General features: G+C 70.5%; 17 protein-coding genes and 1 pseudogene. 11 read left to right on the forward strand and 7 right to left on the reverse strand.

Features of this window, described 5'->3' with window-relative positions; all coding sequences use genetic code 11:
- Window positions 1-72: 72 nt before the first annotated feature.
- A complete protein-coding gene (locus tag OG453_RS23785) occupies window positions 73-1,380 on the forward strand; it encodes an ATP-grasp domain-containing protein (protein WP_266870476.1) in 1,308 nt (435 codons plus the stop codon).
- A gap of 409 nt (window positions 1,381-1,789) precedes the next feature.
- On the opposite strand, the gene OG453_RS23790 is transcribed toward OG453_RS23785, so the two are convergent.
- Complete coding sequence (locus tag OG453_RS23790) at window positions 1,790-2,551, reverse strand: chaplin (RefSeq protein ID WP_266870477.1); 762 nt, start codon at window positions 2,549-2,551, stop codon at window positions 1,790-1,792.
- Between the two features lie 119 nt (window positions 2,552-2,670).
- Window positions 2,671-2,928, reverse strand: coding sequence for a chaplin (locus tag OG453_RS23795; RefSeq protein ID WP_323178662.1), 258 nt, complete (start codon window positions 2,926-2,928; stop codon window positions 2,671-2,673).
- A gap of 645 nt (window positions 2,929-3,573) precedes the next feature.
- On the opposite strand from OG453_RS23795, the pseudogene OG453_RS23800 reads away from it, so the two are divergent.
- From OG453_RS23800 to OG453_RS23820, 5 genes and pseudogenes are all read left to right on the forward strand, one after another.
- Window positions 3,574-3,752 (forward strand): annotated as a pseudogene (locus tag OG453_RS23800) (LytR family transcriptional regulator); the annotation flags it as partial.
- A gap of 212 nt (window positions 3,753-3,964) precedes the next feature.
- Window positions 3,965-4,264: a trypco2 family protein gene (locus OG453_RS23805; RefSeq protein ID WP_266870478.1), complete on the forward strand. Its 300-nt coding sequence runs from the start codon at window positions 3,965-3,967 to the stop codon at window positions 4,262-4,264.
- A gap of 14 nt (window positions 4,265-4,278) precedes the next feature.
- Window positions 4,279-5,340 (forward strand): trypsin-like peptidase domain-containing protein, encoded by a 1,062-nt coding sequence (locus tag OG453_RS23810; protein ID WP_266870480.1) that lies wholly within the window; start codon window positions 4,279-4,281, stop codon window positions 5,338-5,340.
- A 124-nt stretch (window positions 5,341-5,464) separates the two neighbouring features.
- Entirely contained in the window at window positions 5,465-5,632 is a 168-nt protein-coding gene (locus tag OG453_RS23815; RefSeq protein ID WP_266870481.1) for a hypothetical protein, read from the forward strand.
- Window positions 5,633-5,664: 32 nt separating this feature from the next.
- Window positions 5,665-7,503 carry an HEXXH motif domain-containing protein gene (locus OG453_RS23820; RefSeq protein WP_266870482.1) on the forward strand — a complete coding sequence of 613 codons (1,839 nt, stop codon included), beginning with the start codon at window positions 5,665-5,667 and terminating at the stop codon, window positions 7,501-7,503.
- A 57-nt stretch (window positions 7,504-7,560) separates the two neighbouring features.
- Here the strand turns inward: OG453_RS23820 and fxsT are convergent, their stop codons facing one another.
- From fxsT to OG453_RS23835, 3 genes are all read right to left on the reverse strand, one after another.
- Window positions 7,561-11,469 (reverse strand): FxSxx-COOH system tetratricopeptide repeat protein, encoded by a 3,909-nt coding sequence (fxsT, locus tag OG453_RS23825; protein ID WP_266870483.1) that lies wholly within the window; start codon window positions 11,467-11,469, stop codon window positions 7,561-7,563.
- Window positions 11,470-11,759: 290 nt separating this feature from the next.
- Window positions 11,760-13,247 (reverse strand): hypothetical protein, encoded by a 1,488-nt coding sequence (locus tag OG453_RS23830; protein ID WP_266870484.1) that lies wholly within the window; start codon window positions 13,245-13,247, stop codon window positions 11,760-11,762.
- A 149-nt stretch (window positions 13,248-13,396) separates the two neighbouring features.
- Window positions 13,397-14,470, reverse strand: a complete 1,074-nt coding sequence (locus tag OG453_RS23835; protein WP_266870485.1) for an SMP-30/gluconolactonase/LRE family protein — start codon at window positions 14,468-14,470, stop codon at window positions 13,397-13,399.
- A gap of 91 nt (window positions 14,471-14,561) precedes the next feature.
- On the opposite strand from OG453_RS23835, the gene OG453_RS23840 reads away from it, so the two are divergent.
- Window positions 14,562-15,008, forward strand: coding sequence for a MarR family winged helix-turn-helix transcriptional regulator (locus OG453_RS23840; RefSeq protein WP_266870486.1), 447 nt, complete (start codon window positions 14,562-14,564; stop codon window positions 15,006-15,008).
- A 24-nt stretch (window positions 15,009-15,032) separates the two neighbouring features.
- On the opposite strand, the gene OG453_RS23845 is transcribed toward OG453_RS23840, so the two are convergent.
- Window positions 15,033-17,672 carry a discoidin domain-containing protein gene (locus OG453_RS23845; protein WP_266870488.1) on the reverse strand — a complete coding sequence of 880 codons (2,640 nt, stop codon included), beginning with the start codon at window positions 17,670-17,672 and terminating at the stop codon, window positions 15,033-15,035.
- A gap of 128 nt (window positions 17,673-17,800) precedes the next feature.
- Window positions 17,801-18,907, reverse strand: a complete 1,107-nt coding sequence (locus OG453_RS23850; RefSeq protein ID WP_266870489.1) for a pyridoxal-phosphate dependent enzyme — start codon at window positions 18,905-18,907, stop codon at window positions 17,801-17,803.
- A gap of 245 nt (window positions 18,908-19,152) precedes the next feature.
- On the opposite strand from OG453_RS23850, the gene OG453_RS23855 reads away from it, so the two are divergent.
- From OG453_RS23855 to OG453_RS23870, 4 genes are all read left to right on the forward strand, one after another.
- The gene (locus OG453_RS23855) at window positions 19,153-20,727 is read left to right on the forward strand and encodes a S8 family peptidase (RefSeq protein ID WP_266870490.1); all 1,575 of its coding nucleotides are present in this window, start codon (window positions 19,153-19,155) and stop codon (window positions 20,725-20,727) included.
- A gap of 201 nt (window positions 20,728-20,928) precedes the next feature.
- Window positions 20,929-22,146 carry a DUF4190 domain-containing protein gene (locus OG453_RS23860; RefSeq protein WP_266870491.1) on the forward strand — a complete coding sequence of 406 codons (1,218 nt, stop codon included), beginning with the start codon at window positions 20,929-20,931 and terminating at the stop codon, window positions 22,144-22,146.
- A gap of 103 nt (window positions 22,147-22,249) precedes the next feature.
- Window positions 22,250-23,497, forward strand: a complete 1,248-nt coding sequence (locus OG453_RS23865) for an alpha/beta hydrolase (protein WP_266870492.1) — start codon at window positions 22,250-22,252, stop codon at window positions 23,495-23,497.
- Between the two features lie 112 nt (window positions 23,498-23,609).
- Window positions 23,610-24,362: a GntR family transcriptional regulator gene (locus tag OG453_RS23870; protein WP_266870493.1), complete on the forward strand. Its 753-nt coding sequence runs from the start codon at window positions 23,610-23,612 to the stop codon at window positions 24,360-24,362.
- Window positions 24,363-24,400 lie beyond the last annotated feature (38 nt).

A 24,400-nucleotide genomic window follows, 5' to 3' on the forward strand; every position in this document is an offset into this window, starting at 1 on the left:
CGCCAATCGAGCCGTTAACCCTTCGGGCGTGCCCATCGCCCGCATGGGGGATCGAATTGAGAGGATTTGACGGTGCTGACTCTCGACACCCGGGTCCCCGCGGTTCTGCTGCGGATCGACCGGAACCCCTTTCACCACGGCACGCTCGGTGCTGTTCGGTCACTGGGCCGTGCGGGAGTGGAGGTGCACGTGGCCGCCGCCGATTCCGGGTGGAGCCCCGTCAGCAGATCCCGCTATCTGCATCAGACCCACCCTGCGCCGCCGCCGGGCGCGTCGCTCGGGGAGATCTCCGCGGAATTGCGCCGCATTTCCCGGCGCGTTGCGCGCCCCGCCGTTCTCATTCCGATGGACGACGCGGGCGCCCTCGCCATCGGGCATCTGCAGAAGGAACTCGCCGATTTCTATCTCTTGCCCGACCAGGCGAGCGGACTCGCGGAGCGGGTCGCCGACAAGGCGACGCTGGCCGAGATGTGCGAGACCGTCGGCATTCCGCACCCGGTGACGCTCCTGCCCGAATCCACCGCTCAAACAGCCGTCGCCGTACGCCAGCTGGGGCTCCCCGTGGTGGCCAAGTGGAGCCGGCCGTGGCTCGTCCCCGGCGGGGCGGGGCTGCGCAGCACCGTCCTGGTGCGATCGGCGGGGGAGGCGCAGGAGCTGTACCGGCGCAGCGGGGAGGCGGGCAGCCGGCTGCTGCTCCAGGCCTTCCTGCCGGACGGGCCAGGACGCGACTGGTTCGCGCACGGATACGTCGACCGGACGGGCGTCGTGCGCGGCGGCGGCTCGGGCCGCAAGCATCGCTCCTGGCCGCGGAGCGCGGGCCTGACGGCCGTGGGGCGGTGGGCGCCGGACCCGGACCTCAAGGCACGCACGGAGCGGCTGATCCGCACGCTGGGCTACCGGGGCATCTTCGACCTCGACTTCCGGGTGGACTCCGCGACGGGCGAGCACTGCCTGCTCGACTTCAACCCACGGCCCGGCGCCCAGTTCCGGCTCTTCGCCGACGGCGCCGACCTGGACGTCGTACGCGCCCTGCACCTGGACATGACGCACCGTCCGCTGCCGTCCGCCGCCGTCCTTTCGGGGCGCGCGTTCGTGGTGGAGAACTACGCGCCGCTGACCGCGCTGCGGGCCCTGCTGCCGGTGGGCCCCGCGGCCACCGCGACGCACCGCCGCGAGCTGGCCTGGCTCGCCCGCGACGACCTGGCGCCCGCGCTCGCCATGGGGGTGCTGTGGTGCCGCCATGTCACGCGGCGCGTGCTCGGCCGGCTGCGGCGGGCGGTACGCCCCGAGGCCCCGCCCAGGGAGCTGGAAGGCACCTGTGCCGAGGACGCCCGGATCGACGACGCCCGTATCGACGACGAGAGAGCGAGCAGTCGCTGACGTACGACCTGTTGGCTGTCGTGGCAGGCCCTACGGCCTGTCCATCGCCTCGCACAGCAGCCACCACAGCGACCTGGAGCGCTTCCGCGACAAGGACGTCACGGTGATCGGCGGTGGCCAGGCGGCCCTGCCGGTGGCGGTGTCGTCGAGCGGTGCCGTCGTCCTCGTGTGCGGGGAGAACCCGTACAGGTGATGCGGTCGGCGAACGGGTGAATCGGTTCTTCGGTGGCGGTGGTCAGGTGGTGGGCTGTGCCTTCGTGGGACGGGCCAGGTTGTCCCCCGCCAGCCGTCGGCGCTTCCGCCGTGGGTGGGCAATACCCCTGACCGGGCCGGCCCTTCCCCCCTCCCCTGCTGGCAGGGAAGAGACCTCAGGGCGTCTCTTCCCTGCCAGTCGGCATGCCCGGCCGCACTAGCGGCGGGATGCCACGCCTCCCCGGCGGTACAGGATTCCGCCGCCGATCAGGAGCGCCGCGCTCCCCGCGGCAGCAGCTGCCAGCAGGTCCTCGTCGCTGCCGGTCGCCGCGAGCACGCCACGCACCTGCGGACCCGGCGCACCGGCGGGCGACAGCTCCGTGACGGCCGGGGACGACGACGTGTGCCGCATCGCCCGGTCCTGGCCGTCCGTCTGTTGCGGACCCGGCGCACCGGCGGGCGACAGCTCCGTGACGGCCGGGGACGACGACGTGTGCCGCATCGCCCGGTCCTGGCCGTGCGTCTGTTTGGGCACGCGCGCGGTCGGCGACAGGTGCTGCGTCTTCTGCTCCTTCTGCTCCGGGATGGCCTTCGGAGAGGGTGCGAGCGCCGCGTTGGCGCCGCTGTTGAGGGCCTTCACAATGTTGCCGGCCGCCAGGACGCCGGGCGACTTCTTGGCCTCGCCACGGGCGGCTGTGGCCTTGGTGCGGGCCGTCGGCTCGGTCTTGTCGGGCCGCTCGCGCGGCGCCGTCGAATCCCCGGAGTTCGCACAGGAGTTGGCAGCGGCCGCGTTGGCGACGCCGACCGCGTCCACGCTGTTGCCACACGCGTTCACCGGTACGTCCGCGGGAGCCTGCACGCTGTTGCCCGACAAGATCCCGGGCGAATCCGACGCCGTGCCGACCGCGTCCGCGTCCGCGGCGAACGCGGACGCACCGGACAGGGAGAGGATGCTGGTCGCGGCCGCGGCCGTGAGCATTCCCTTACTAATGGCCTGTCGCACTCTAGTTGTCTTCCTCTGAGCAGTGGAAAGCTGGCCTTGGAGCCGAGGTGACGGTCCAAGGCCGGCCATGAACAGCCTGTGGTGGCTGCGCTACATCACTTGTTGACGCAGGTGTTGCCGAGCGCCGGGTTCGCCAGGCCGATCACGTCGACGGTGTTGCCGCACACGTTGACCGGGACGTGGGCCGGAACCTGGACGACGTTGCCGGAGAGGACACCCGGGGAGTGGGCGGCGACGCCCTCGGCGCCGGCGTCGGCGAACGCCGGAGCCGCCATGCCCATCGCCATCACGACACCGGCGACGATCGTCGCGCTCTTCTTGTGCTTCACGGATCTTCCCTTCTCCGCGGTCATGCCCATATGGCAGTCGAAACCGAGCGGGCACATCATTTACGGCCCGCGCCATGACCGGCAGTCTGCAAACGAGTTAAACGTGTGAAAGAAACCGTCGGATTTTCTCTGCCCGAGAAATTCACCCGAACTACCGCAAGGGGGAAAGGGGTCGGTGGAAACGCGGCAGCCCGAGCGGTCCCCCTCGGCATCGCCGACGGGCCGCCGGTTCACCGGCGGCCCGCTGTTCTGTCCGTGTATCGGCCCCGTGGTTTCCTTCCGCGTCAGCCCCGTGGCCAGTGGTCGCGCGCCATGAGGGCGAGCCACTCCTGGTCGGGGCGCCCCGGCACGGTCTTGCCCTGCCGCTCCCAGGAGTCCTGAAGGGAGGTGAAGATGGGATCCGGAACTCGGCGTTCCGGGGAATTCCTGCTCGCTGGAATCAGGCCTTGACGCTTCCATCGCATCGTGAAGTCAGTCATATCCCCTCGCCATCGACGGGCGTGTGTCGAGCAATCTGTTCCAACTGTTCCAGTTTCGGAAACCGGCGAAACCGCGGTGCTTAGGGCGAACGAGTTGTTCCTCGTGGGTGCCGCGAAGGTGCCGCACCGGTCAACGCGGACAAGCTCGCTCTCGCGGCAGAGAGGAACCGCCAAATCATTGCCGCACCCTGTCCAACGCGTCGATGTTTTCGGCGACATGAGGAATCGTCCGAATGAGGGACGGGGTACGAATATCCTGCTGATAGGGACGGACGGCCGCGACACCATCACGCGGCGGGAGAAGCGCGAATTCCGCGCGGCGGTGTCGCCTGCAACCGCACGGACACGCTGACGCTGGTCCATGTGTCCGAGGCGCGGGACCGCGTCAGCTGCGCAGTTGAGCCGGACGCTGCTGGGGGCCGGCAAGGTCGATCAGGGGTTCAGCGACGAGGAGTTGCTGTCCCTCGCCTTGGAGCCGGGTGAACTCCCGTCCATGGCCCTGGAGTTCACCACCGTGCAGGGCTCTTCCCCCGAGCCCCGGCCTCCGTGTGGGGGTGACACGCCGGGGGTAGGGGGTCGGCGTGATTGAACTCGCCGAGATGATCGCGCAGTTACGTGGGGAACTCGCCACGGCCATGGCGGCGGCCGAGCACGAGGAACTGCGCTTCGAACTGGGGGCCGTGGAGCTGGAGGCGGAGTTCGCCGTCCAGCGGACCGGTACGGCGGACGGCAGGATCCGCTTCTGGGTCGTCGAGGCAGGTGCCTCAGCCCAGCAGACGGCAAGCAATACCCATCGGGTCCATCTCACCCTGCAGCCGCGCGTACGCGCCACGGGAGAACAGCCGTACGTCGCGGGTGACCAGACCCCGCGCGAGCGCTGAGCCGGGCCGCTGCCATGCCGCAGTCAGCGGGTCTTGAAGCGGCGCGCGTCGCCGAAGTGCTGGTGAGCAGGCCGGGAGGGCAGCCCGGAAGGCGCGGGTCCGGATATCGCGTGGGGAATGGGTGCGTGCTGACCGCCGCGCATGTGGTCGCCGGTCCTGTGGCGTCGGTGCGGGTGCGCTTCGACGCCGATCTGGCGGGGGAGTGGAGCGCCGACGTACGCGTCGTGCTCATCGCCGAAGCCGTGGACATCGCGCTCCTCGAGATCATGGGCGCACCGCAGGGGCCCACGGTCGAACATCCCCGATACGAGGGGGTTCCCAAGGCCGATGTGGTGCTGCGCTTCAGCGCGCTCGGGTTTCCCCGCTTCAAGCTGCGCAACGACAGCATGCGGCTCCTCGACGACGGCTCGCCCAGCCAGTACCGCGACTCCTGCCATCTCACGGGGACCATCTCCGTCCTCTCCAACCGCCGCGAGGGCACACTCGAACTGGCCGTCCTCGCGCCGGGCACCGACCCCGAACGGGGCCACTCCCCCTGGGAGGGGATGTCCGGCGCGGCGGTGTGGTGCGAGGGCGCGATCGTCGGTGTGGTCAGCGCCCATCACCGCGGGGAGGGGAGTGGCCGCCTCGCAGCCAGCCGGGTCGAGCGGTGGTACGACACGCTGTCCTCCACCGATCTCGCGCAGCTCCACCACTACGCGGGGCTGCCCCTGCGTGAGACGAGCGGGTCCACCGTGGTGCAGGGGCCGCCGGCGCCGGTGAGCCTTGTCGGGCTTCCCGCCGATCTGCCGCTGCAGGAACTCATGGGACTGGTCGACGCGTTGGTGGAAATTCCGGCACTCCGTGACACCAATGGGCTGCATCTGGTGCTCGCCAGCATCAGCTCGGAGATCGCCGCCAACCGGCCACGTGACACGCGGCTCAGAATGGACATCTACGGCATCGTGCACACCTGTCTGCGTTACCGGGGCACGCTCGATCAGCTTCTCGAGGCCGTGCGTCTGGTGGAAGGGCCGTCGTCGGAAGTGGCCCGGATGGACCGCGAAGCGGCTCAACTGGCCGAGCATTACTGCTGACTTGATGTCGGGGGCGGCTCGGATGCGGGGTTTCGCGGCGTGCCGTGCTGGGTCATCATGAGGGGGAAAGGGACAGCGCATGCACGGAATCGCGGGAGGGGACTTGGCAGCCGTGGAGCAATCGATGCCTGCCGTCGAGTCCGATCTCGTAGATCTCTCGGGGGTTTCTCTTGAAGCGCTGCGTTCCATGGACGGCAGTGCCATCGCGGAGTCGCTCGACTCGCTGCTGCACCACATCGACGAGGCCCGGGCCATCACGATGTCGTACGGAGGGCCGTCCCGTTTCGACTGACGGGACCGTCGCCGCGCCGTGGCGGACGGCCCATGCCGGTTAGGCCTGCGGGATCGGGGCAGCTGCCGGTTCACCGGCTCTCGGCCGCCGGATTCCACGCTCTCGCGCGGGGTGACGGCGGCAAGGCGGTGGTCGAGGAGCTCCTCGCCGCCGAGCGGAGCCGCCGCATGCTGCTCCTTCGGGCGCTCCATGACGGTCTTTCCGGGGGCGGCGCGTCGCCCGCCGCGGGTGGGGACACGATCTCGTACCGCGAGGCATGGGCCCTGCTTGAGCGTGCACAGGGGCGTTCGCCGGACGTCTTCGAGGACATCCTGATGTCTCCGCATACGGGGATGTGGCTGTCCCTGGCGTTGCGCAGGCTCAGGGGTGTGCCCGCCGAGGACGCGCCGCTGTGGGCGGTGGTGGGGCATCTGTCGGCGCTGGCCGCCGCTGCTGGGGCGCGGGCCGGACTCGACTTCTCGATCACCGTGCCGGTCCGCCGTGGCGTCGCGTTCCTGCCGACCCTGGGGTGTGCGGAACTTGAGGGCACGGAGCCGTGGGGCACGGCTCAAGTCGTCGGGCGGGACGGGCAGGTGCGGATCTCCGGGGCGCCGGGTGCTGTGGTGGTCCCGTCGGGTGCTGCTCGGGGCGGGCCGGGGTGGCACTCAGTGCGCCGACTTGAGCTCGGGGTGACGGAGCCTCAGAAGTGCCTGTCCCTAGAGGAGTTGGATCCCTACCGGACGTTTCCCCGCCCCACCGACCCGGTGCTGCTGTCCGCCGCCGACGCCCGGAGGTGGGAGGGCGTGCTCGCCGACGCCTGGGAGGTGCTGCTCCGGGACGAGCCGGAGACCGCCGAAGCCATGCGTGTCGGGCTGAAGTCGGTGACACCGACGCCGGCGAGAGAAAGGTTCCGGCCGCACAGCGTGACCGCCGGGGACGCCTTCGGGGGCGTGATGGCGTCACTTCCGGACGATGCCGCGCAGCTCGCCGCGACGCTGGTGCACGAGTTCCAGCACATCAAGCTGGGCGGTCTGATGCGGCTGCGGCCGCTGAACCTGAACGGGCCCGAGTCGGCCGAGGAGCTCTTCTACGCTCCCTGGCGTGACGATCCGCGCCCGCTGGGCGGACTGCTGCAGGGGATCTACGCCTTCGCGGGAGTCACCCGTTTCTGGCGGGCCCATCGGCACTCCGCCGATGCCGGGCGAGCCCCGCTGGCCCACTTCGAGTTCGCGCTGTGGCGCACCCAAGTGGCGTCCACGGTGGGCCTCGTACGGACGCACGAAGGGCTGACCCCGCTGGGGCGTCGCGTCCTGGAGGCCCTCGGCGAGCGCTGTGCGCGGTGGATGGGCGATGACGTGCCGTCCGCCGAGTTGGCGCTGGCCCAGGAGGTGGCCGCCGACCACCGGGCCCGCTGGCGGGCGCACCATCTGCGGCCGCCCGCCTCGGCCGTGGAGGAAGCAGTGCTTGCCTGGCAGCGCGGGGACGAGGAGCCCCCGGCGGGTCTCGCGGGCGAACCCGTTCTCGTACCGGACACGGAGAGCCGCTTCTTGGACACCGCGGCCGTCCTGGCCAGGCACCGGCTCAGCGGCGCCGACCGGGACATGTACGGAGTCGAGGGGGCCGACGAGGCCGACGTACTCCTGTGCCGCGGCGAACGGGCCGAGGCGCGGGACGCCTTCACCGCCCGTCTGACGGGCAAGGGCGCCCCGCTGGGCGCCTGGGCCGGTCTGGGGCGGTCCCTTGCCGGTGCGGCCGCCCACAGGGACGCCGCGCGGCTGCTGCGGCACTTCCCGGAGCGGGCCTGCGCCGTGCAGAGCGCTCTGGAGAGCGCCACCGGGCAGGGTGCCGATCCGGTGCGGCTCGCGGGGTGGTTGGGGCGTGCGGGGCTTTAGCGCCTGAGGGGACCGCGGGGCGGGTGGTGCCCGCCCCGCTCATGGCCTCCGGCGTCGCTACAGCGGCACCGGGTCGATGTCGCAGTTGGCGCGCTGTCCCGCCTTGGCCTGCAAGGTGGCCGGGTGCGGAGTGGCCGGCTCCGAGAGCAGCCGGGGTGCGTCGAGCACGCGCTCCATCCGCGCCAGGGTGTCGGCCCGCAGCGGGGCGCCCTCGGCCTCCTCGCCCAGCTCGATGAGGTCCAGCGCGAGGTTCCCCGCACACGCCAGCGTGGTCGGGTGGTCGTCGCCGAGGACGGCACGGCAGAGGTCGAGCGTCTGCCGGCCGATCGCACGGGCCTCGCGGTGGTTGCCGAGCGCCGCCAGGTCACTGGCCAGGTTGATGGCGGTGGCCAGGACGATCGGGTGGGACTGGCCGAGCCGTTCGGTGAGCGAGGACAGCGCGGCCTCGTCAAGACGGCGGGCCTCCTCGGGCTGGCCAAGGAGCCGCAGCGTGACGGCGAGGTCGACGTCCGCGGCCAGGACGTGCGGATGCTGCGGGGCGAAGACGTTGCGGTACTCCTGGCAGGCCTTCACGCCGCGCTCGCGTGCCGCGTTCAGGTCGCCGTTCTGGCGCAGCGCCACCGACAGGGTCAGTGCGGCGATCAGCGACGAGGGGTGGGTGTCGCCGTAGCGCCGGGTGAACTTCGAGTACGCCTCGGTGGCGAGCTCGAGGGCCTGGGTGTGGTCGCCCGCCTTGCGGCACGCCTCGCTGAGCTGACGCACCGTGCCGATGGTCGCGGGATTGCCGCGGCCGAATACGTCGCGGTAGGCGTCCAGGACGGCCTGCTGGCGTGCGCGTGCTCCTACGTAGTCACCTGTTTCGCGTACGTCGATGGCTACGTTGCTCTCCGTCATCAGCGTCCGCTGGTGGTCCTGGCCCAGGACACGCAGGCGCAGTGCCAGGGTGTGCTCGTCCAGTTCGAGCGCCTTACGGAATTCGCCGGCCTGGCGCAGGCTCGTGCCGAGGTTGTGGGCGGCTTCGAGAGTGGTGGGGTCCTCCTCGCCGAAGGCGACGCGGGCCCGCTCGTACACCGTGGCGTCCAGTTGGGCTCCGGCGGCGAACTCGCCCTCGACGCGGCGCACGGCCGCTTCCAGGTTGATCGCGGCGAGGGCGTCCTCGCGGGTGTCCTCGCGGCCTTCGGGGGCGGTGCGTTCGTAGATCTCCTTGAGCTTGGCGACCAGGTCGACGGCTTCGCGGTGGCGGCCGAGAACCCAGTAGATGTAGCAGAGCCACTGCCCCATGAGGAGTGTCTGCTGGTCCTCCTCGCCGAACACGGTCTGCCACGTCTCCCAGGCCTGCTCGGAGAAGTCGAGCGACACCTCGTGGTCGCCCCAGTAGTAGAGATACCGGGCGATGTTCATGACGAGCTGACGCACCCAGGGCTGATCGGACTTGATGGCGTCAGAGGCGATGACGTGACCGTAGAGCTCCGCGTAACGCGGCCAGTTGGCGGCGGCGTTGGGTGCCTTCGGGTCAGCGGCGGCCAGCAGAGTGTGGGCGCCATGGCGCATACGGGACTGCTCCTCGGGGGTCATGCGGTTGTTCAGGACGAGCTGAACCAGGCGGTGCATTTCGATCGAGTTCGTACGGTGGTCGATGCGTGCGAGGGAGTAGCGGTTCACCTCCCTTATGGCTCGCGCCAGGCGCATCGGGTCGTTCAGTGTCGCGTCGAGCTCGGGGAAAATGCTGCTGTTTCCCAGCCCGGAGAAAATGGAACGGGAAATCGGGTCCGGCGCGAAGTACGAGCAGAGCTGCAACAGGCGCAGGGCCGAGGGGCTGCGGGTCTCCAAATGGTCCAACGAGACGTTCCAGGCGGCGGCGACCGGCAGTTGGTAGTCCGGCGGCGGGGCGACCTCGAGGAGTTCCGTGCGCTTGTTCTCGAAGAGCCGCAGATATTCGGATGCTGGCATTCCCGTCTCCGCGCGCCAGGCCGCTGCCTGTTCCAGGGCGAGCGGCAGGTCTCCCAGCGCCTCGGCCAGCTGATCGGCCTCTTCGTCCTGGAGCGGCGGCCCCGAGTGACGCAGGAGTTCCTTGCTCTCCTCGCGGGTGAAGACGTCCACTTCGAGGGAGCCGCCGACAAGCCCCCACCGCCTGTTGCGGGAGGTCACCAGGATCGTGCCGTTGCCTCCGGTGGGGAAGTAATGGCGTACCTGCTCGGGGTTGTCGGCATTGTCGAAGATGAGCAGCCAGCGGGAGAAGGGCCGGCCCTCGCGCAGTGCCTCACGCACCGCGGGACCGGCGATGTTCGCCTCGGTGCTGGTTTCGAGGCCGAGGCGTCCGGCCAGTTCCACCAGTGCCTGGCCGATCTGTCCGGGCCGTTCGGAGGGAATCCACCAAACGATGTCGTATTCACCCTGATGGCGATATGCGTACTCGATGGCCAGCTGGGTCTTGCCCACTCCGCCCATGCCGTGAATCGCCTCGGGAAGCACGGTCGTCGTGCCTTCCCGCAAGCGCTCGCCGAGCAGTTCGAGCAGCTCTGTGCGGCCGGTGAAATTGGGGTTGCGTGGCGGTAGATTTCCCCAGACGCGCGGCTGTGATGTGCGGTCCCCCTCTACCGTTTGCTGGGGCGTAGTCGACATCACCGATGCTCCTTCGGAATCGGGCCGAGAGACAGGGGTTCCACCGCTTTTCTCCAGGCTGACTGCGTAGCGACGATCGTGCCAGCCAAGTACCCCTGCGAGCAGGGCGGCGCGCTGCATAAACCGTCCGGAGAGTGCCCTCAGCGCGGCTAATTCGACGCGGAGGAAACCGATATTGCGGCTGTTCACCCGAGGCATGGCCAAGGTGTCCAGGGGTTCTGCGGGGGAGGGCAGGAGGGCGGCCGCTGCTGTGCCGTCCCTTGCCAATAAGGCGCGTACGTCGTGCAGAATCCGTGCCGTGTCGCTGCGGCGGCCCAGTGCGAGCAGCTCTTCGCGAATGTTGGGGGCGAAAGAGAACGTCACATCCGTCACTTCGTCGCCCTGTGCCCCGCTGGGCCGGACGAGTCCGCTCATCAGCAGTTCCGACGCGTGCACAGGGCCCGCTCCGGGTGTGGTCTCCAGGACCTTGCGGATGAGCGGAAGACTGAGGGGCGCGGCGGATAAGCGGGTGGCGAGGGTGAAGGCCGTGGGCGACGCGCCGGCCCGGAAGTCCGATACGCGCTCCGCCGCCGGCACCGTGCTGTGCGGGTCGGGAACGTCGTCCGTCCAGGGCAGGGCGCGCGCTGCGTCGGGCCTGCGCTTCCACTCCCGCGCACGGACGGCGGTCATTTCCAGCCATGGAGACTCGGGGCCCATGACGAGGTGCGTCCAGGCCTCTGCCCAGCGGTTGGTCAGTGCCAGGACCGGTACGAGGACCGCGTCCGACTCGACGTCCGGCTCGTCCGGGTCGCGTGACTCCACCGGGGCCTCGCGCAACTCCCATTCCAGCTCGCTGTTGGCGGCCCAGGGGCGGGCGGCGCGCAGCCGGAACCGGGAGACGTCGAGCCCCGTGCGGTACCAGAGCTGCTGGGGGAGCACATGGACCACGGCGGCCGGACACATGCGCCCCCAGGCGCGCAGCAGGGGCATGACGGCGCCCGAACGCCACGCGGCGCCGAGCCCGTCGGTCACCACCAGGATCACCCGGCGCGGGTCGTCGGTTGCGCCCCCGAGCGGTTCCTCGGGGCGCAGCCGGGCCGGGTCCGTCTCGTCGGTGCCGAGCAGTCGCAGTACGCGTACGCGCGAGAAGTCCCCCGCGCGGTTCAGCTCACCGATCAGTTCGCCGACGGCCTGGTCCCAGACGCGCATCGTCACATGGGTGTCGATGACCAGGATCGCTTCCGCACGCTCCTGTCTGCCCGACCGGCCGGGGTCGGAGTGCCCGAGCCTGCTGAGGACGGACGCGGCTTCACGACGTGCCCGCGTAGCCGGTCCTTGCCGCTGCCCATCGTCATCGTTCCGCATATGCGCCCTCAAGGCGTGGTGGTGACGCTGACAGTTGTGCGGAGTCCCGCAGAGCGCGGGCGTGCGTGACATCCACACGCGAAGCGTGGCAGTGCGCCCGCACTGCAAGCAAGGGGGTACGGCGGCATGGGCCGGGGCGCACGGAAAACATGCTAGGAGACGTGCTTCTGGCGCTTCCGGCGCTTCCGGCGTGAAACAGCCGCACGGCAGCGGAGTCTTGCCGGTTCACGGCGCGGCACCCCCTCTCGCCGGGTGCGGGAGGTTCAGGGACATGTGGCCGGTGATCCCGTTCAAGTCGTCACCGGCGCACGGTCGGGGCCGGGCGGCCCGGGTCTGCGTTCCGGATCGTCGAGCAGGATCGCCAGGTGGCGTCCCACGTGGTTGTCCCAGCCCTCGGGGCCCAGCGCCAGAGCCTCCTTGCGCCAATTTCCGGCGCGGTTGAGGAGTCCGGAGAGCCCTCGGTCCTGGACCAGGTCGGCGACCGCTTCCCTGAAGGCCGGATCGCCGCAGTCGCCTCGATGCCAGATCATCGCGGGGACCCCCGCCCGCAGGCCCGCCATGAACTCCTGGTGACTGGAACGGGAGTCGGTGCCCGGTGGCTGGCTCAGGACCAGACAGACCGCGTGGTCGTCCTCCTTCAGTTCGCGCTCCAGGTGGAAGTGCGACTGCTCGGGCTGCTTCCAGTAGGGGTGGCTCTCGGCGGGCCGTTCCTTGAGCTGCCGCCATTTGTTGTGCCAGGGGCGGTGCCAGGCCGCCTTGCGCAGGCGCTCGAAACTGCGCACGAGTACGGAGTAGTCCATCACCAGCGGGGTCGGGGACAGGGTGGAGGACTCCTTGTGCCACCACTCCACCGGCTCCCCCAGCAGTTCCCACGGGAGGATGAATTCCAGGACGACCGGCTGCCTCAGGTCCGACCAGCGCTCCTCCGTCTGCTCGATCAGCGTCTCCACTTCGGCGGGCAGATCGTCGCGGTGCAGATGGAGGGTCTCGCCGGGGACCGGATGCCAGCCTTCCGCGTCGGACTGCCGCCAGTGGGAGAGGAAATAGCGGTCCGGATCCACTCCGTCGGGCTCGAACTGGATCATCAGATACGCGGGCACCATAGGAGGCTGTGGTGCGTGCTGGTCGACGACACCGCGCTGCCAGTCGGCCATCTTCTCCTCGAGGCCCCAGGCGCGGGCCTGCTGGCGGTTCCAGCGACGCAGGTCCTCGGCTGCCTCCATGTTCCCTTCCTCCACGAGCCGGTCGGCGGCAAGGGCCAGGAACGCCATGCTCACGGGGAGTTCCTTCGCGGCGGAGTTGCCGCCGGCCAGTCGTAGGAAGACTGCCCATCCCGTGTCGCACCACGCGGGCAGCTCCTGGGTGCGTGAGCGGCTCGCGCGCCGGGCCAGGGCGGCCAGCGCGGAAGTGGAGCGGATCTCCCGCAGGACCGGCTGCAGCGGATGCAGGTCGGCACCGTCGAAGAAGTCCATGGCCTCCCATTCGTCCACCAGGCGCAGCAGCGACGCAATGGCGGAGGACCGCTGCTCCAGATACCCCAGGCAGCGGACGAGGCACGGCAGCCCGTCTGGGATCTGAGCGCAGTGCTCCACCAGGCGCAGCAGCCAGGGCCGCAGCGCTTCACCGCGCAGGGGTTCAACCGGTGAGCTCAGTTCCTTGTTGAGCATGCTCACCCAGAGGTCCGCGCTGTTCCCCTGCCGTACCGTGCTCGATTCCTGCAGTACGTCGACGATGTCGGCGACTAATTCGTTGCGAACCCTCGCAGGGCTGCGTTCCACCCCCGTGACCTCCCGATCGCCACCAGCAGCCAGCGCTGTCGTATCGATGGTGCCGACAAGCGTACGACCACAGTTACGCGCATGGCAGGTCTCCGGCCATCACCGGGGGGAACCGTTGGTCATTTGTTGTTCGCCGCCGACTTCATCCGTCAGATGCCGTCAACTGCAGCCACCGTGAACGGAGTTGTCGGAGTGCCGGGTCCCATCGGGCCGCCCTTGTCGAACTGTGAGCGGACCACCAGTGTGCGTCCGTGCGACCGGACCAGGGTGGTCGGGATCTGGAGTGCCTCGTCCGTGACGCGGCGTTCCAGGCGGGCCGCCGCCCCGTCGCCCGTCAGGCGCCAGCGGGTGATGGAGTTGGTCGTGTTGTGTACGGCCCACAGGGTGCTGCCGCGCAGTTCCAGACCGTCGCCGTTGGTCAAGTCCCCGCCGTGCAGGGCGACTTTGCGGATCTCGCCGGATGCCGTGTCGACGCGGTAGAGGTCGCCGCCGGTCATGTCGACGGTGAACAGGCGGCGGCCCGTGGCGTCGGTGGGGTCGGCCACGAGGCCGTTGAGGGTGAAGGTGCCGGCCGGCTGCGGCTCCAGGGCGCCGCTCAGGTCGAGGTGTGCGGTGAGCTCGCCGCGTCGTCCTTCGTGCCGGGCGGTCTTCTCCAACTGGGCAGGTGTGACGCGGTAGATGACGGCGCGGAAGCTGTCGGTCAGATAGGCCGTGCCGTCCGCCGCGATGGTCACGTCATTGACCATGCGGGGCTCGCCGCCCGGCGTGCCCGGAACGTCGAAGCGGGCGATGAGAGCGCGGCTGCGCAGGTCGTACACCGCGACTCCGGCCGTCGAGTCGGTCACCCACAGCCGCCCGGAACGGTCCACCTTCAGGCCGTTGGCGGTCTTGCGGCCGTCGGTTCCCGCGGGCAGGAACACTTCGGCCGCTCGCTTGCCCGGCGTCGCCTTGTAGACGGCTCCCGTCGCGTACGAGCCGACGTAGATGTCGCCGGTGCGGGGGTCGGCGGCGATGCCTTCGGGATAGGCGCGGTCGCCGGGCAGCTCGTAGGCCGTGGAGACGTGTGCGTGGTGCTGGGTCGGGGAGTTCTGGACGTTCGTTGTGCGCGGCGGCGGTCCGGTCTTGGCGGTGGCGGTGGCCGTCGGTAGGAGCGGGGTGGCGGCCAGGGCGGTCAGTGTCGCGGCGATGGTCAGGGAGCTGCGGTACTTCTTCGCTTTGGGCATGAACACGAAGCTAAGTTAGAGCTCTAATGCTCGTCAAGGTTCGAATTTTGATGAGAGGTATCGCTTTTCGTATGGCCATTACGATGCGGAGATGACCTCCTTGCCCGCGTCCGAGCGCCTCGGTTCCCACATCAAGCGGGCCGAGCGGGCCCTCAACGCGGCCAAGCACGCGGCGCTGAAACCGGCAGGGCTGACCGTCCCGCAGTACGCGGCGCTGCTCTACCTCAGCGAAAAGCCCGGCATCTCCGCCGCCGCCCTGGCCCGGCTGTGCGGGGTGACGCCGCCGACCATGAACACGGTCCTGAAGAACCTCCAGGAGCGCGGCCTCATCCAGCGCACCCCCCACGAGTGGCACCGCAATGTCCTGGAGACCCGCCTCACCAAGGAGGGCGAGGCCGTCATGGCGCAGGCGGACGGCGCGGCGGTGCGGGTCGAGCGGGCGCTGGCCGCCGAGTTCACCGAGGAGGAGCGGGCGGCCCTTGTCGGCCTGCTCGGCCGGTGCGCCACCCTGCTCGACTCGGTGCGGTCCGACCAGTGACCCGGCCGGGGACGTGTCCGGCGCTCAGTCGGTGACGGTCAGTTCGCTCAGCTCCGGTGCCTTCTCGGCCGCCTGGACCGTGAGACGTACGTAGCGGACCGGCTGCTTGCCCGGGGAGTGCCACGAGCGGCCGTCCGCCGATGTCTCGACCCGGTGGCGGGCCGGCTTGACCGCCCACTTCGGAGTGACCGTGCCGACCTTCGTCCTTCGCCCCAGGTCCACCGTCAGGGACGACTTGTCCGCGGTGGGCGACCAGGCCGTGACGCGGTTGCCGTCCACGGCGGCGGCCGCGTACAGACCGGGGTCTTCGGAGGTGGCCTTCGCGGGGCGGCAGCGCGCCAGATCCGTCGTCGGCGTCAGATCAGGACGGCGGGTCTTCAGGACCGCGGGGGTGTTCTCGGCGACCGTGACGCGGCCCTTCGGGGTGTCGATGGTGAAGGGGCGCCCCGAAGTGAGCCGGACCGTCGTCTCCTTGGGTCCGATCGCGATGTCGTACGTGCGTCCTCGCCAGTGCGCCCCGCGCACGGTCACACCGCTCTTGAGCTGCGGGGGAAGCGTCGGATCGAGCTCTACGGAGTCCTCGCGCAGGCGCAGCCCCGTCAGGCCGTGCGTGAAGACCTGCAGGAAGCCGCCCTTCCCGGTGAGGAAGTCCTGCGCGGGGGAGCCCGCGAGCGCGTCGCCCGCGCCCGCCTTCTCGCCGCGCGACTCCGAGAACAGGGCGAACGGGCCGCGCATGAAGGGGCGTACGGACCGCTGCAGGAAGGTGTACGCCGAGCAGCCCGGCGCACCGATGGCGGCCGCGTCGATCGCGTGCACGGAGTCCGTCATCGCGGGCCCGTCGGGATCGGTGCGCGCGCTGTAGTAGTCGAGGGTCGCGGCCGCGGCACCCTTGGGCATCGGCCAGTCCAGCGGGTACGTCAGGAGCACCGTGTCGGCCTGCTTGATGGTCGATCCCTTGTAGCCCGCGTACTGGAGATAGATCTTGCGCTTCGGGTCGTACGGGATCCGGATGCGGTCGGCGGTCCTGGCCCAGGCCGCAGGGGCCGACTCGCCGAGCACGCGGGCCGCGCGGACGGCGGAGCGCAGGGCGGTGGCGGCGACCGCGTTCGTGTAGACGCCGTCCGTCACGCCGTTGCTGTACTCGTCCGGACCCGCGACGTTCTGGATTGAACGACTGCCGTCTTCATTGGAGGTGGTGCGCGACGTCCAGTACTCGGCGATGTCCTTCAGGAGCGGCCAGCCGCGCGAGCGGAGCCAGGCGCGGTCGCCGGTCGCGAGGTAGTACTGCCAGGCGGCCAGCGCGATGTCGCCCTGGAGGTGGTTCTGCTGGACGCAGTGCGGCGGGTACCAGCTCTGGCACTCCGACCACAGGGCGCCGCGGCTCGCGCTCGTCCAGGGGTAGAAGAGGCCCTTCACGGCGGTCTTCGCAGCGTTGTCGCGGGCCGCCTCGCTGGTGGCGTTGCGGTACTCCAGGACGGGGCGGGCGAGTTCGGGGCGGAACGCGAGCAGCGCCGGGTACATCCAGGTCTCGGCGTCCCAGAAGATCATGCCCGCGTAGTTGTCGCTGGTCAGACCGGAGGGCGCGATGCTGTCGCGGGCGCCGCGGCGGGTGGACGACAGGAGGCCGTACTGGGCCGAACGCGCCCAGAGCTGGAGATCGGACCGCCCGGGGACCTCGATGCCGGACGACCACAGCCGCCGCCAGGCCGCGGTGTGCGCGGCGAAGAGCGCGGGCCAGCCCTGCTCGGCCGCGCGCAGCGACGCGGTGCGGGCGTCGCTGTGCGGGGCGCGTGAGGTGAGGGCGGTGTCGACGCCGACGTACTTGGTGACGTCGTAGGTGGCGCCGTCGTGGACGGGGAAGGCGGCGGACTGGCTGGCGCTCAACTTCCGTGCCGGGCGCGCCTGGCGGGCCCGGCGGGCCTCTCCGGGGGCCACGAGGGTGGACGCCACCGCGCCGTCCGTACGGGTGCCGTCCGTGCGGAAGGTGACGTCCATGGTGCGCTCCCCGCTCGCGCCGCCGCCCGTCTGCGCCATGCGGCGGGCGCCCCGGCCGTCGATGCGGTCGGTGACCTGTGCGTCGCCGGTCCAGTGGGGGGTGAGTAGCAGGCGTACGGCGCCGGTGTGGGCGTGCTCGCGGTCGGCCAGGACGTCGTACGTCAGGTCGGTGCGGCGGCCGTCGGCGGTGGTCCAGGTGAGCGAGGTCCGGACGAAGCCGCAGCGCAGGTGCAAGGTCTGCCGGTAGTCCGATACGCGGCTGCGGGGGCCGTACGTCTCGCCGCCCACGGTGACGTCGAGTGCCGTCCAGGCGGGCAGGGCGGCGATGGCCTCGCGTCCCGCGGTGTTGCGGGGCCCGCGCGCGTAGAGGCCCGCCGCGAAGGCGCCGTCGTACCGGGGTGTGTAGAGGGGCCAGCCCGTCTTCTGGTCCTTGACGGGCGCGGAGTAGCCGGCTCCGGCGGGCGGGACGCGGGTGCCGAGGTAGCCGTTGCCCACGTAGGGGGCGTACGTGTCCTTCGGAGAGGTGCGTTTCGTGGTGGAGGGCGCCCAGCCGGCTGTGGGCGCGCAGCCGGCCGGAGGGCGTGGCTGGTCGGCCTGCGCGGCCGGTACGGGAGTGGACGCAGCGACGACGAGGGCGGCGGCCAGGAGCGTGGCGGTGCGGAGGGTCACAGGGCGACGATGCGCGGGCACGCCGCCGGAAGTGGGGTGGCGCGCCTCTGGGTCCCACGGGTGGGTGCCTGGCCGCCGGGCGGGGTTTGCGCGTCTGTCCCGATCTCAAACTGAGGTGAGTCCTGATCTCAAACCGAGGCGAGTCCCGATTTCAAACCCGCCCCGCACAGCGGAACCACGGCCGTCCGCTCGCCCAGTGCCCCGTCCCGTACGGCGGCCCAGCACGCCACCCCGGTCGCCTCGACGTACAACCCCCGCCCCGCCAAGTCGAGTTGGGCGGCTTCGATCTGGGCCTCCGTCACCGTCAGAAACGCGCCGCCGGATCCGCGGACCGTCCGCAGGATCTGCCGGGCGCGGGGCGGCTGCGGAATCGCGATGCCCTCGGCGAACGTGGGCACCATCGGGGTGTTGCCCAGGGGCTCGTCGGCGCCCGCGCGCCATGCCTCGGCCAGCGGGGCGACCGCCGCGGCCTGCACGGCGTACAGCGTGGGCGCCTTCGCGATCAGCCCCGCGGAGTGCAGCTCCCGCACCGCGAGCGCGGCTCCCAGGAGCAGCGTGCCATTGCCCACGGGCACCACCAGGGCGTCGGGCAGCCGGCCACCCAGGTCCTCCCACAGCTCCAGGACGTACGTCTTGGTGCCGTGCAGGAAGTACGGGTTGTACACGTGGGAGGCGTAGAACGTGCCGGGTTCGTCGGCGGCCTCGCGGGCCGTCAGAGCCGTCTGCTCGCGGCCCCCGTGGACGATTTCGAGCCGCGCCCCGTGCGCGCCGATCTGCTCCAGCTTCTTCGGCGACGTGCCGGCCGGGACGTACACCGTGCAGGGCAGTCCGGCCCGCGCGCAGTAGGCGGCGATCGCCGCGCCCGCGTTGCCGCTGCTGTCGGCGATCACCCGGTCCGGGCCGAGCCGCGCCGCGAGCGCGGCGAGCATGACCGCGCCGCGGTCCTTGAAGGAGAGCGTCGGCATCAGGAAGTCGAGCTTGGCCGAAATCCCGCCATCCAGCGGTACGAGCGGCGTGCGGCCCTCGCCGAGCGAGAAATCGGGGGCGGGCAGCGGCAGGGATTCCGCGTACCGCCACAGTGAATTGACCCTTCCGGCAAGGGACTTCAGCGGGCCGGGATTGGGGGAGAAGTCCAGGTCCAGGGGGCCGCGGCAGACGGGGCAGCACCAGGCGAGGGTGCCCGGGGGGACGCGCGTGCCGTCGGTGGGACAGAAATAATCCGGCAATGCTGTCATGTGGGCAGGCTAGTTGTGACAGTTGGGGCCGTTGTGTCATGGCGGGTGCGTGGCGGTCGTGTTACGTCCGGTCCTGACCCTTGTGGGATTCCTATGGATCGGCCAATCTTTCGTCCCGACGAAGGCGAGAGCGGGTGCCGTCGGCCCCATGGTTTGACATGTTCCTGCCGTTTGCCTCCGTGTGTGTGGGCACCACCAGCACCAATCCCCCACCAACGCACCACCTATTGAGGAGGACCCCTCAGATGGCAGTGATGCGTCATACCCGCCGAAGACTGGCCGGGATCAGCGCGACAGCGGTCGCGGCCCTCGCCCTCGGCGTCGTCTCCGCCCTCCCCGCGACCGCGCAGCCGGGCCAGGCGGAAGGCACGATCGAGAACGCCGGCGCGCCCGGCACGATAGCGGGCAGCTACATCGTCAGCCTCGACGAGGACGCCGCGAAGGCGGACTCCAAGGCGGGCAAGGCACTGGCCAAGGAGTACGGCGCCGACATCAAGCGCACGTACAAGGAGGCCCTCAACGGCTACGCGGTCGAGCTCTCCGCCGCCCAGGCCAAGAAGTTCGCCGCGGACCCGGCGGTCGAATCCGTCGTGCAGAACCGGACGTTCACGGTCGACGGCACCCAGCCCAACCCGCCGTCCTGGGGCCTGGACCGCATCGACCAGAAGACGCTCCCGCTGAACAACTCCTACACCTACCCGGACACCGCAGGCGAGGGCGTCACCGCGTACGTCATCGACACCGGAGTCCGCATCAGCCACAGCGACTTCGGCGGCCGTGCCTCGTACGGCTACGACGCGATCGACAACGACAACACCGCACAGGACGGCCACGGCCACGGCACGCATGTCGCGGGCACGGTCGCGGGCGGTGCCTATGGAGTCGCCAAGAAGGCGAAGGTCGTCGGCGTCCGCGTCCTGAACAACCAGGGCTCCGGCACCACCGCGCAGGTCGTCGCCGGCATCGACTGGGTCACCCGGAACGCGGTCAAGCCGGCCGTCGCGAACATGTCGCTCGGCGGCGGCGCCGACAGCGCCCTGGACACGGCCGTACGCAACGCCGTGGCGTCCGGCATCACCTTCGCCGTCGCGGCGGGCAACGAGAGCGTCGACGCCTCGACTCGCTCTCCCGCGCGCGTGGCCGAGGCCATCACGGTCGGCGCCACCACGAGCACGGACGCCAAGGCGAGCTACTCCAACTACGGCACCATCCTCGACCTGTTCGCGCCCGGCTCGTCCATCACCTCGGCCTGGAACACCAGCGACACGGCGACGAACACCATCTCCGGTACGTCGATGGCGTCCCCGCACACCGCGGGTGCCGCGGCGCTCTACCTCGCGGACAACCGCACGGCGACCCCGGCGCAGGTGTCCGCGGCACTGGTCGCGGCGTCCTCCACGGGCGTTGTCACCAGCCCCGGATCGGGCTCGCCGAACCGCCTCCTGAACGTGGGTGCCGGCTCGACGAACCCTCCGGGTCCCAAGTTTGAAAACGCGACCGACTTCGCGATCAGTGACAACTCCACCGTCGAGTCGCCGATCACCGTGAGCGGCGTGCCGGGTTCCGCTCCCGCCGCCCTGAGCGTGCCGGTCGCCATCAAGCACACCTACGTAGGTGACCTCCAGGTGCAGCTGATCGCGCCCGACGGCACCGCGTACACGCTGAAGGGCTACGGCACCGGCGGCAGCTCGGACGACATCAACACCACCTACACGGTGAACGCGTCGTCCGAGACGGCCAACGGCACCTGGAAGCTGCGCGTGAGCGACAACGCGGCGCTGGACGTCGGGAAGATCGACTCCTGGGGGCTGCAGTTCTAGGCCTGAGGTAATACTGAACTGACTTGCTCCTGTTGATCCTTGTCCTCGCGGTACGGCTCCGGGTCGGTGACCCGGCCTGCCGCGAGGACGAGGCCGCGCACTATTGCGCCGCATGTCCCCATTTCATCCCCCGTCTGTGTCCCGCATACGATGCGAAGCTCCCGCATCGACCGACCCACCCGAACCAGGAGCACGGAACTCGTGGACATACCCCCGCCGCCCGACCTCGGTGGCCGCCCTCCGCAGCAGCATGGGCAGGGGGTCTACGGGCCGCCTCCGCAGGCTCCGTACCCGGGCGCGCACGGTGGACCCCAGGTCCCGTATCAGCGGTGGCCGGGCGCGTACTCGCCGTACTCCCGCCCGCCGGTCAACGGTTTCGCGATCGCCTCGCTCGTGCTCGGCATCCTCTGCTTCCTGCCCGCCGTCGGCCTGATCCTCGGCCTGGTCGCGCTCGCGCAGATCTCGAAGAAGGGCGAGCGCGGCAAGGGGATGGCGATCGCGGGCAGCATCCTCTCCGTCGTCGGCGTCGTGCTTCTGGTGCTCGCCGTCGTCACCGGGGGCGCGCGGGACTTCGTGGAGGGATTCAAGGAGGCCGCGCGCGAGTCCCGGAACTCCTCCGCGTTCCCCATCGACAAGGGCGAGTGCTTCAACGTCCCCGACAGCGATCTCGAGGGCGCGCAGTACGCCTTCGAGATCGACGAGGTGCCCTGTTCGTCGCGGCACGACGGCGAGGTCCTCGCCTCGGTCCGGGTGAACCACGCGACCTTCCCGGGCGAGGCGGCGCTCACCTCGCTCGCCGAGCGGAAGTGCGTGGACCTGGACGCCTCCTACGTACTCGACTCCTGGGTCGACATCGGTGACGCAGAACTCACGTACTACATGCCCGACCGGGAGACCTGGGGCCAGGGGGACCGCCACATAACCTGCCTCTACGGCGACGCGGAGGAGAAGCGCGGCCTGAAGGGCTCGTTCCGGCGTGACGCGACGAACCTCGACGCCGACCAGCTGGCCTATCTGAAGGCGGACAAGGCCCTCTACGAGGCGTACGAGTCGGAGCCCGTCGAGGAGAACATCGAGGACGACCTGAAGGGGCACAAGGAGTGGGCGGGCCGCGTCGACAAGGGCCTCGCCGAGCAGGCCCGGCTGCTGCGCGCGCACGACTGGCCGGCGAAGGCGGACGCCGACGTCACCGCCCTCATCGGCGCGATCGAGCGCAACCGCGAGCAGTGGGCGAAGGCGGCCACCGCCAAGGACGCGGACGCCTTCTACGAGTACTACGTACCGGCCCAGAAGCACATCAGCGGCAAGGCGGAGGCCGCGGCCCGCAAGGCTCTGGGCCTGGCCACGACCTCGCCGAGGGATGCGAACCCCGGGGGTGGGGGCGGGGATCACGAGGGCGGTGAGGGCGCGGCCGTCTGAGGCCAGGGAGCGACTATGCCCCCTGGCCGTCCGAGGTGAGCGGGAGACCCGCACCCCGCTCACCTTAAGGGCCTTTTGTCCGCTTCTGTGATAGTTCTTCGGCGTGACGTGCGCCAAGACGCCAACCACCCCGACCCGCCCCCGGGTTCCCCGCACCCTCTCCCGCGTCCTCCTCGTCACCGCCACCCTCCTGAACGCCGCGCTCGCGGTCCTCGTGGCCGCCCCGCTGCCCCGCATCTCCCTCCTGGTGCTCGTCGCGGCGGCGGTCACCTCCTGGGGGCTCGTCCTCGCGCTGCCCGCGGCGCTCGGCCTCGCGGCCGCCATGGCCGGCGGGCGGCGGCACCCCTGGAGCGCCGGCTTCGCCGCACTCAGCGCGTTCGCGGCGCTCGTCTACGGAGTGATGCCCTACGCCGCCGCGCACGGCACCGCTGATGACTACGGGCAACCCCTAGACCCTGCCGCCTACTTCGAAGGCGTCAACTACGCCAAGGCCCCCGACGGGGACCGCACCCGCTCCTACGCCCGCACCGGCCAGCGGCGAGGAAAGCTCGACCTCTGGACCCTTCCGAAGCGGGACGACGTGCGGCATCCGGCCGTGGTCTGGGTGCACGGCGGCGGCTGGAACAAGGGGCACCGCGGCCAGACGCCCGAGTGGAACCGCTGGTTCAACGAGCGCGGCTGGTCGGTCTTCGACATCGACTACCGGCTCGCGCCGCGCGTGACCCAGCTCGACCAGATCGGCGACGTGAAGTGCGCGGTGGGCTGGGTGCGGCGGCACGCGCGCGTGTACGGCATCGATCCCGACCGCCTTGTCCTTGCGGGCAGTTCGGCGGGCGGCAACCTCGCGCTGGCGGCCGCATACACGGAGGGTGACGACCGCGTCCCGGCGTCCTGTGCGGTGCGTGACAGCTCGGTCTCCGGGGTGATCTCCCTCTACGGGCCGACCGACATGCGCCGCCTCATCGCCGGCACCGCGCTGCGCCGCGACCCCATGATCCCGCGCCTGATGGGCGGTTCGGCGAAGAAGCGCGGCGGGGTGACCGTCCCCGCGCGCTACCGCCTGGGCTCGCCCGCGAAGCTCGTACGCACCGATGTGCCGCCCACCCTGCTCCTGCACGGCAGCGCGGACCGTGCGGTGCCGGTGGCGCAGGCGCGGGAGCTCGCGCGGCGCCTGAAGACGGCGGGTGCTCCGGCGGCGTATGTCGAACTGCCCTGGGCGGACCACTGTTTCGACGTGAACTGGGGCGGCTGGGGCAGCCAGATCGCCCGTTCGGCGATCTCCCGCTTCCTGTCGGTCCGGGGCGAGGCTGCCGAAAACGATCGCCATAGCCCCGGAAAGGCCCCTGCGTAAAGACCTGCACGCCTAGAAATCATCACTTCGGGTGATTCCTTGGCCTTGGGTTGCGGTCAACAACCCACGGTTGCCAGGCTGTTGCTGTCTGTCAACCTGATGGGAGTGGCCAGTGACTTTCGGTGAGCAGCCGGCGTATCTGCGCGTCGCGGGTGATCTCCGCAAGAAGATCGTCGACGGTTCGCTGCCGCCGCACACCCGGCTCCCCTCGCAGGCCAGAATCCGCGAGGAGTACGGCGTTTCGGACACGGTCGCCCTGGAGGCCCGCAAGGTCCTGATGGCCGAAGGCCTGGTCGAAGGGCGCTCCGGATCGGGCACGTATGTGCGCGAGCGACCGGTGCCCCGCCGCGTCGCCCGCACCGGCTATCGGGCCTCCGGCGGCTCGACGCCCTTCCGCCAGGAGCAGGCGGAGGACAGCGCGCGCGGCACCTGGGAGTCCCGCAGCGACCAGGTGGAGGCGAGCGGCGCGATCGCCGAGCGGCTCGGCATCCGCGCGGGCGACCGCGTGATGTGTACCAAGTACGTCTACCGGGACGCGGGCGAGGTGATGATGCTCTCCACGTCCTGGGAGCCCCTCGCCGTCACCGGGCGCACGCCCGTGATGCTCCCTGAAGAAGGTCCGCTCGGCGGCTGCGGAGTGGTCGAACGGATGGCGGCCATCGACGTGATCGTGGACAACGTGGCGGAGGAGGTCGGCGCGCGCCCGGGGCTTGCGGAGGAGCTCATGGCGCTCGGCGGCGTCCCCGGACATGTGGTGATCGTCGTGCAGCGGACGTACTACGCATCGGGGCGCCCGGTCGAGACGGCCGACGTCGTCGTGCCCGCCGACCGCTACCGGATCGCATACCACCTGCCGGTGCGGTGACCGAGTGCTCCGGCGCACGCCCGGAATCCGGACGGGCC

This window comes from Streptomyces sp. NBC_01381, from assembly GCF_026340305.1.
Taxonomy (GTDB): Bacteria; Actinomycetota; Actinomycetes; order Streptomycetales; family Streptomycetaceae; genus Streptomyces.

What these genes read in the sequence shown, in the direction of transcription:
- OG453_RS23790 (WP_266870477.1), bottom strand. Translation starts at nt 2,551, where the DNA reads ATGCTCACGGCCGCGGCCGCGACCAGCATCCTCTCCCTGTCCGGTGCG.
- OG453_RS23795 (WP_323178662.1), bottom strand. Translation starts at nt 2,928, where the DNA reads ATGACCGCGGAGAAGGGAAGATCCGTGAAGCACAAGAAGAGCGCGACG.
- OG453_RS23810 (WP_266870480.1), top strand. Translation starts at nt 4,279, where the DNA reads ATGCCGCAGTCAGCGGGTCTTGAAGCGGCGCGCGTCGCCGAAGTGCTG.
- OG453_RS23815 (WP_266870481.1), top strand. Translation starts at nt 5,465, where the DNA reads ATGCCTGCCGTCGAGTCCGATCTCGTAGATCTCTCGGGGGTTTCTCTT.
- OG453_RS23820 (WP_266870482.1), top strand. Translation starts at nt 5,665, where the DNA reads ATGCCGGTTAGGCCTGCGGGATCGGGGCAGCTGCCGGTTCACCGGCTC.
- fxsT (WP_266870483.1), bottom strand. Translation starts at nt 11,469, where the DNA reads ATGCGGAACGATGACGATGGGCAGCGGCAAGGACCGGCTACGCGGGCA.
- OG453_RS23835 (WP_266870485.1), bottom strand. Translation starts at nt 14,470, where the DNA reads ATGCCCAAAGCGAAGAAGTACCGCAGCTCCCTGACCATCGCCGCGACA.
- OG453_RS23840 (WP_266870486.1), top strand. Translation starts at nt 14,562, where the DNA reads ATGACCTCCTTGCCCGCGTCCGAGCGCCTCGGTTCCCACATCAAGCGG.
- OG453_RS23850 (WP_266870489.1), bottom strand. Translation starts at nt 18,907, where the DNA reads ATGACAGCATTGCCGGATTATTTCTGTCCCACCGACGGCACGCGCGTC.
- OG453_RS23855 (WP_266870490.1), top strand. Translation starts at nt 19,153, where the DNA reads ATGGCAGTGATGCGTCATACCCGCCGAAGACTGGCCGGGATCAGCGCG.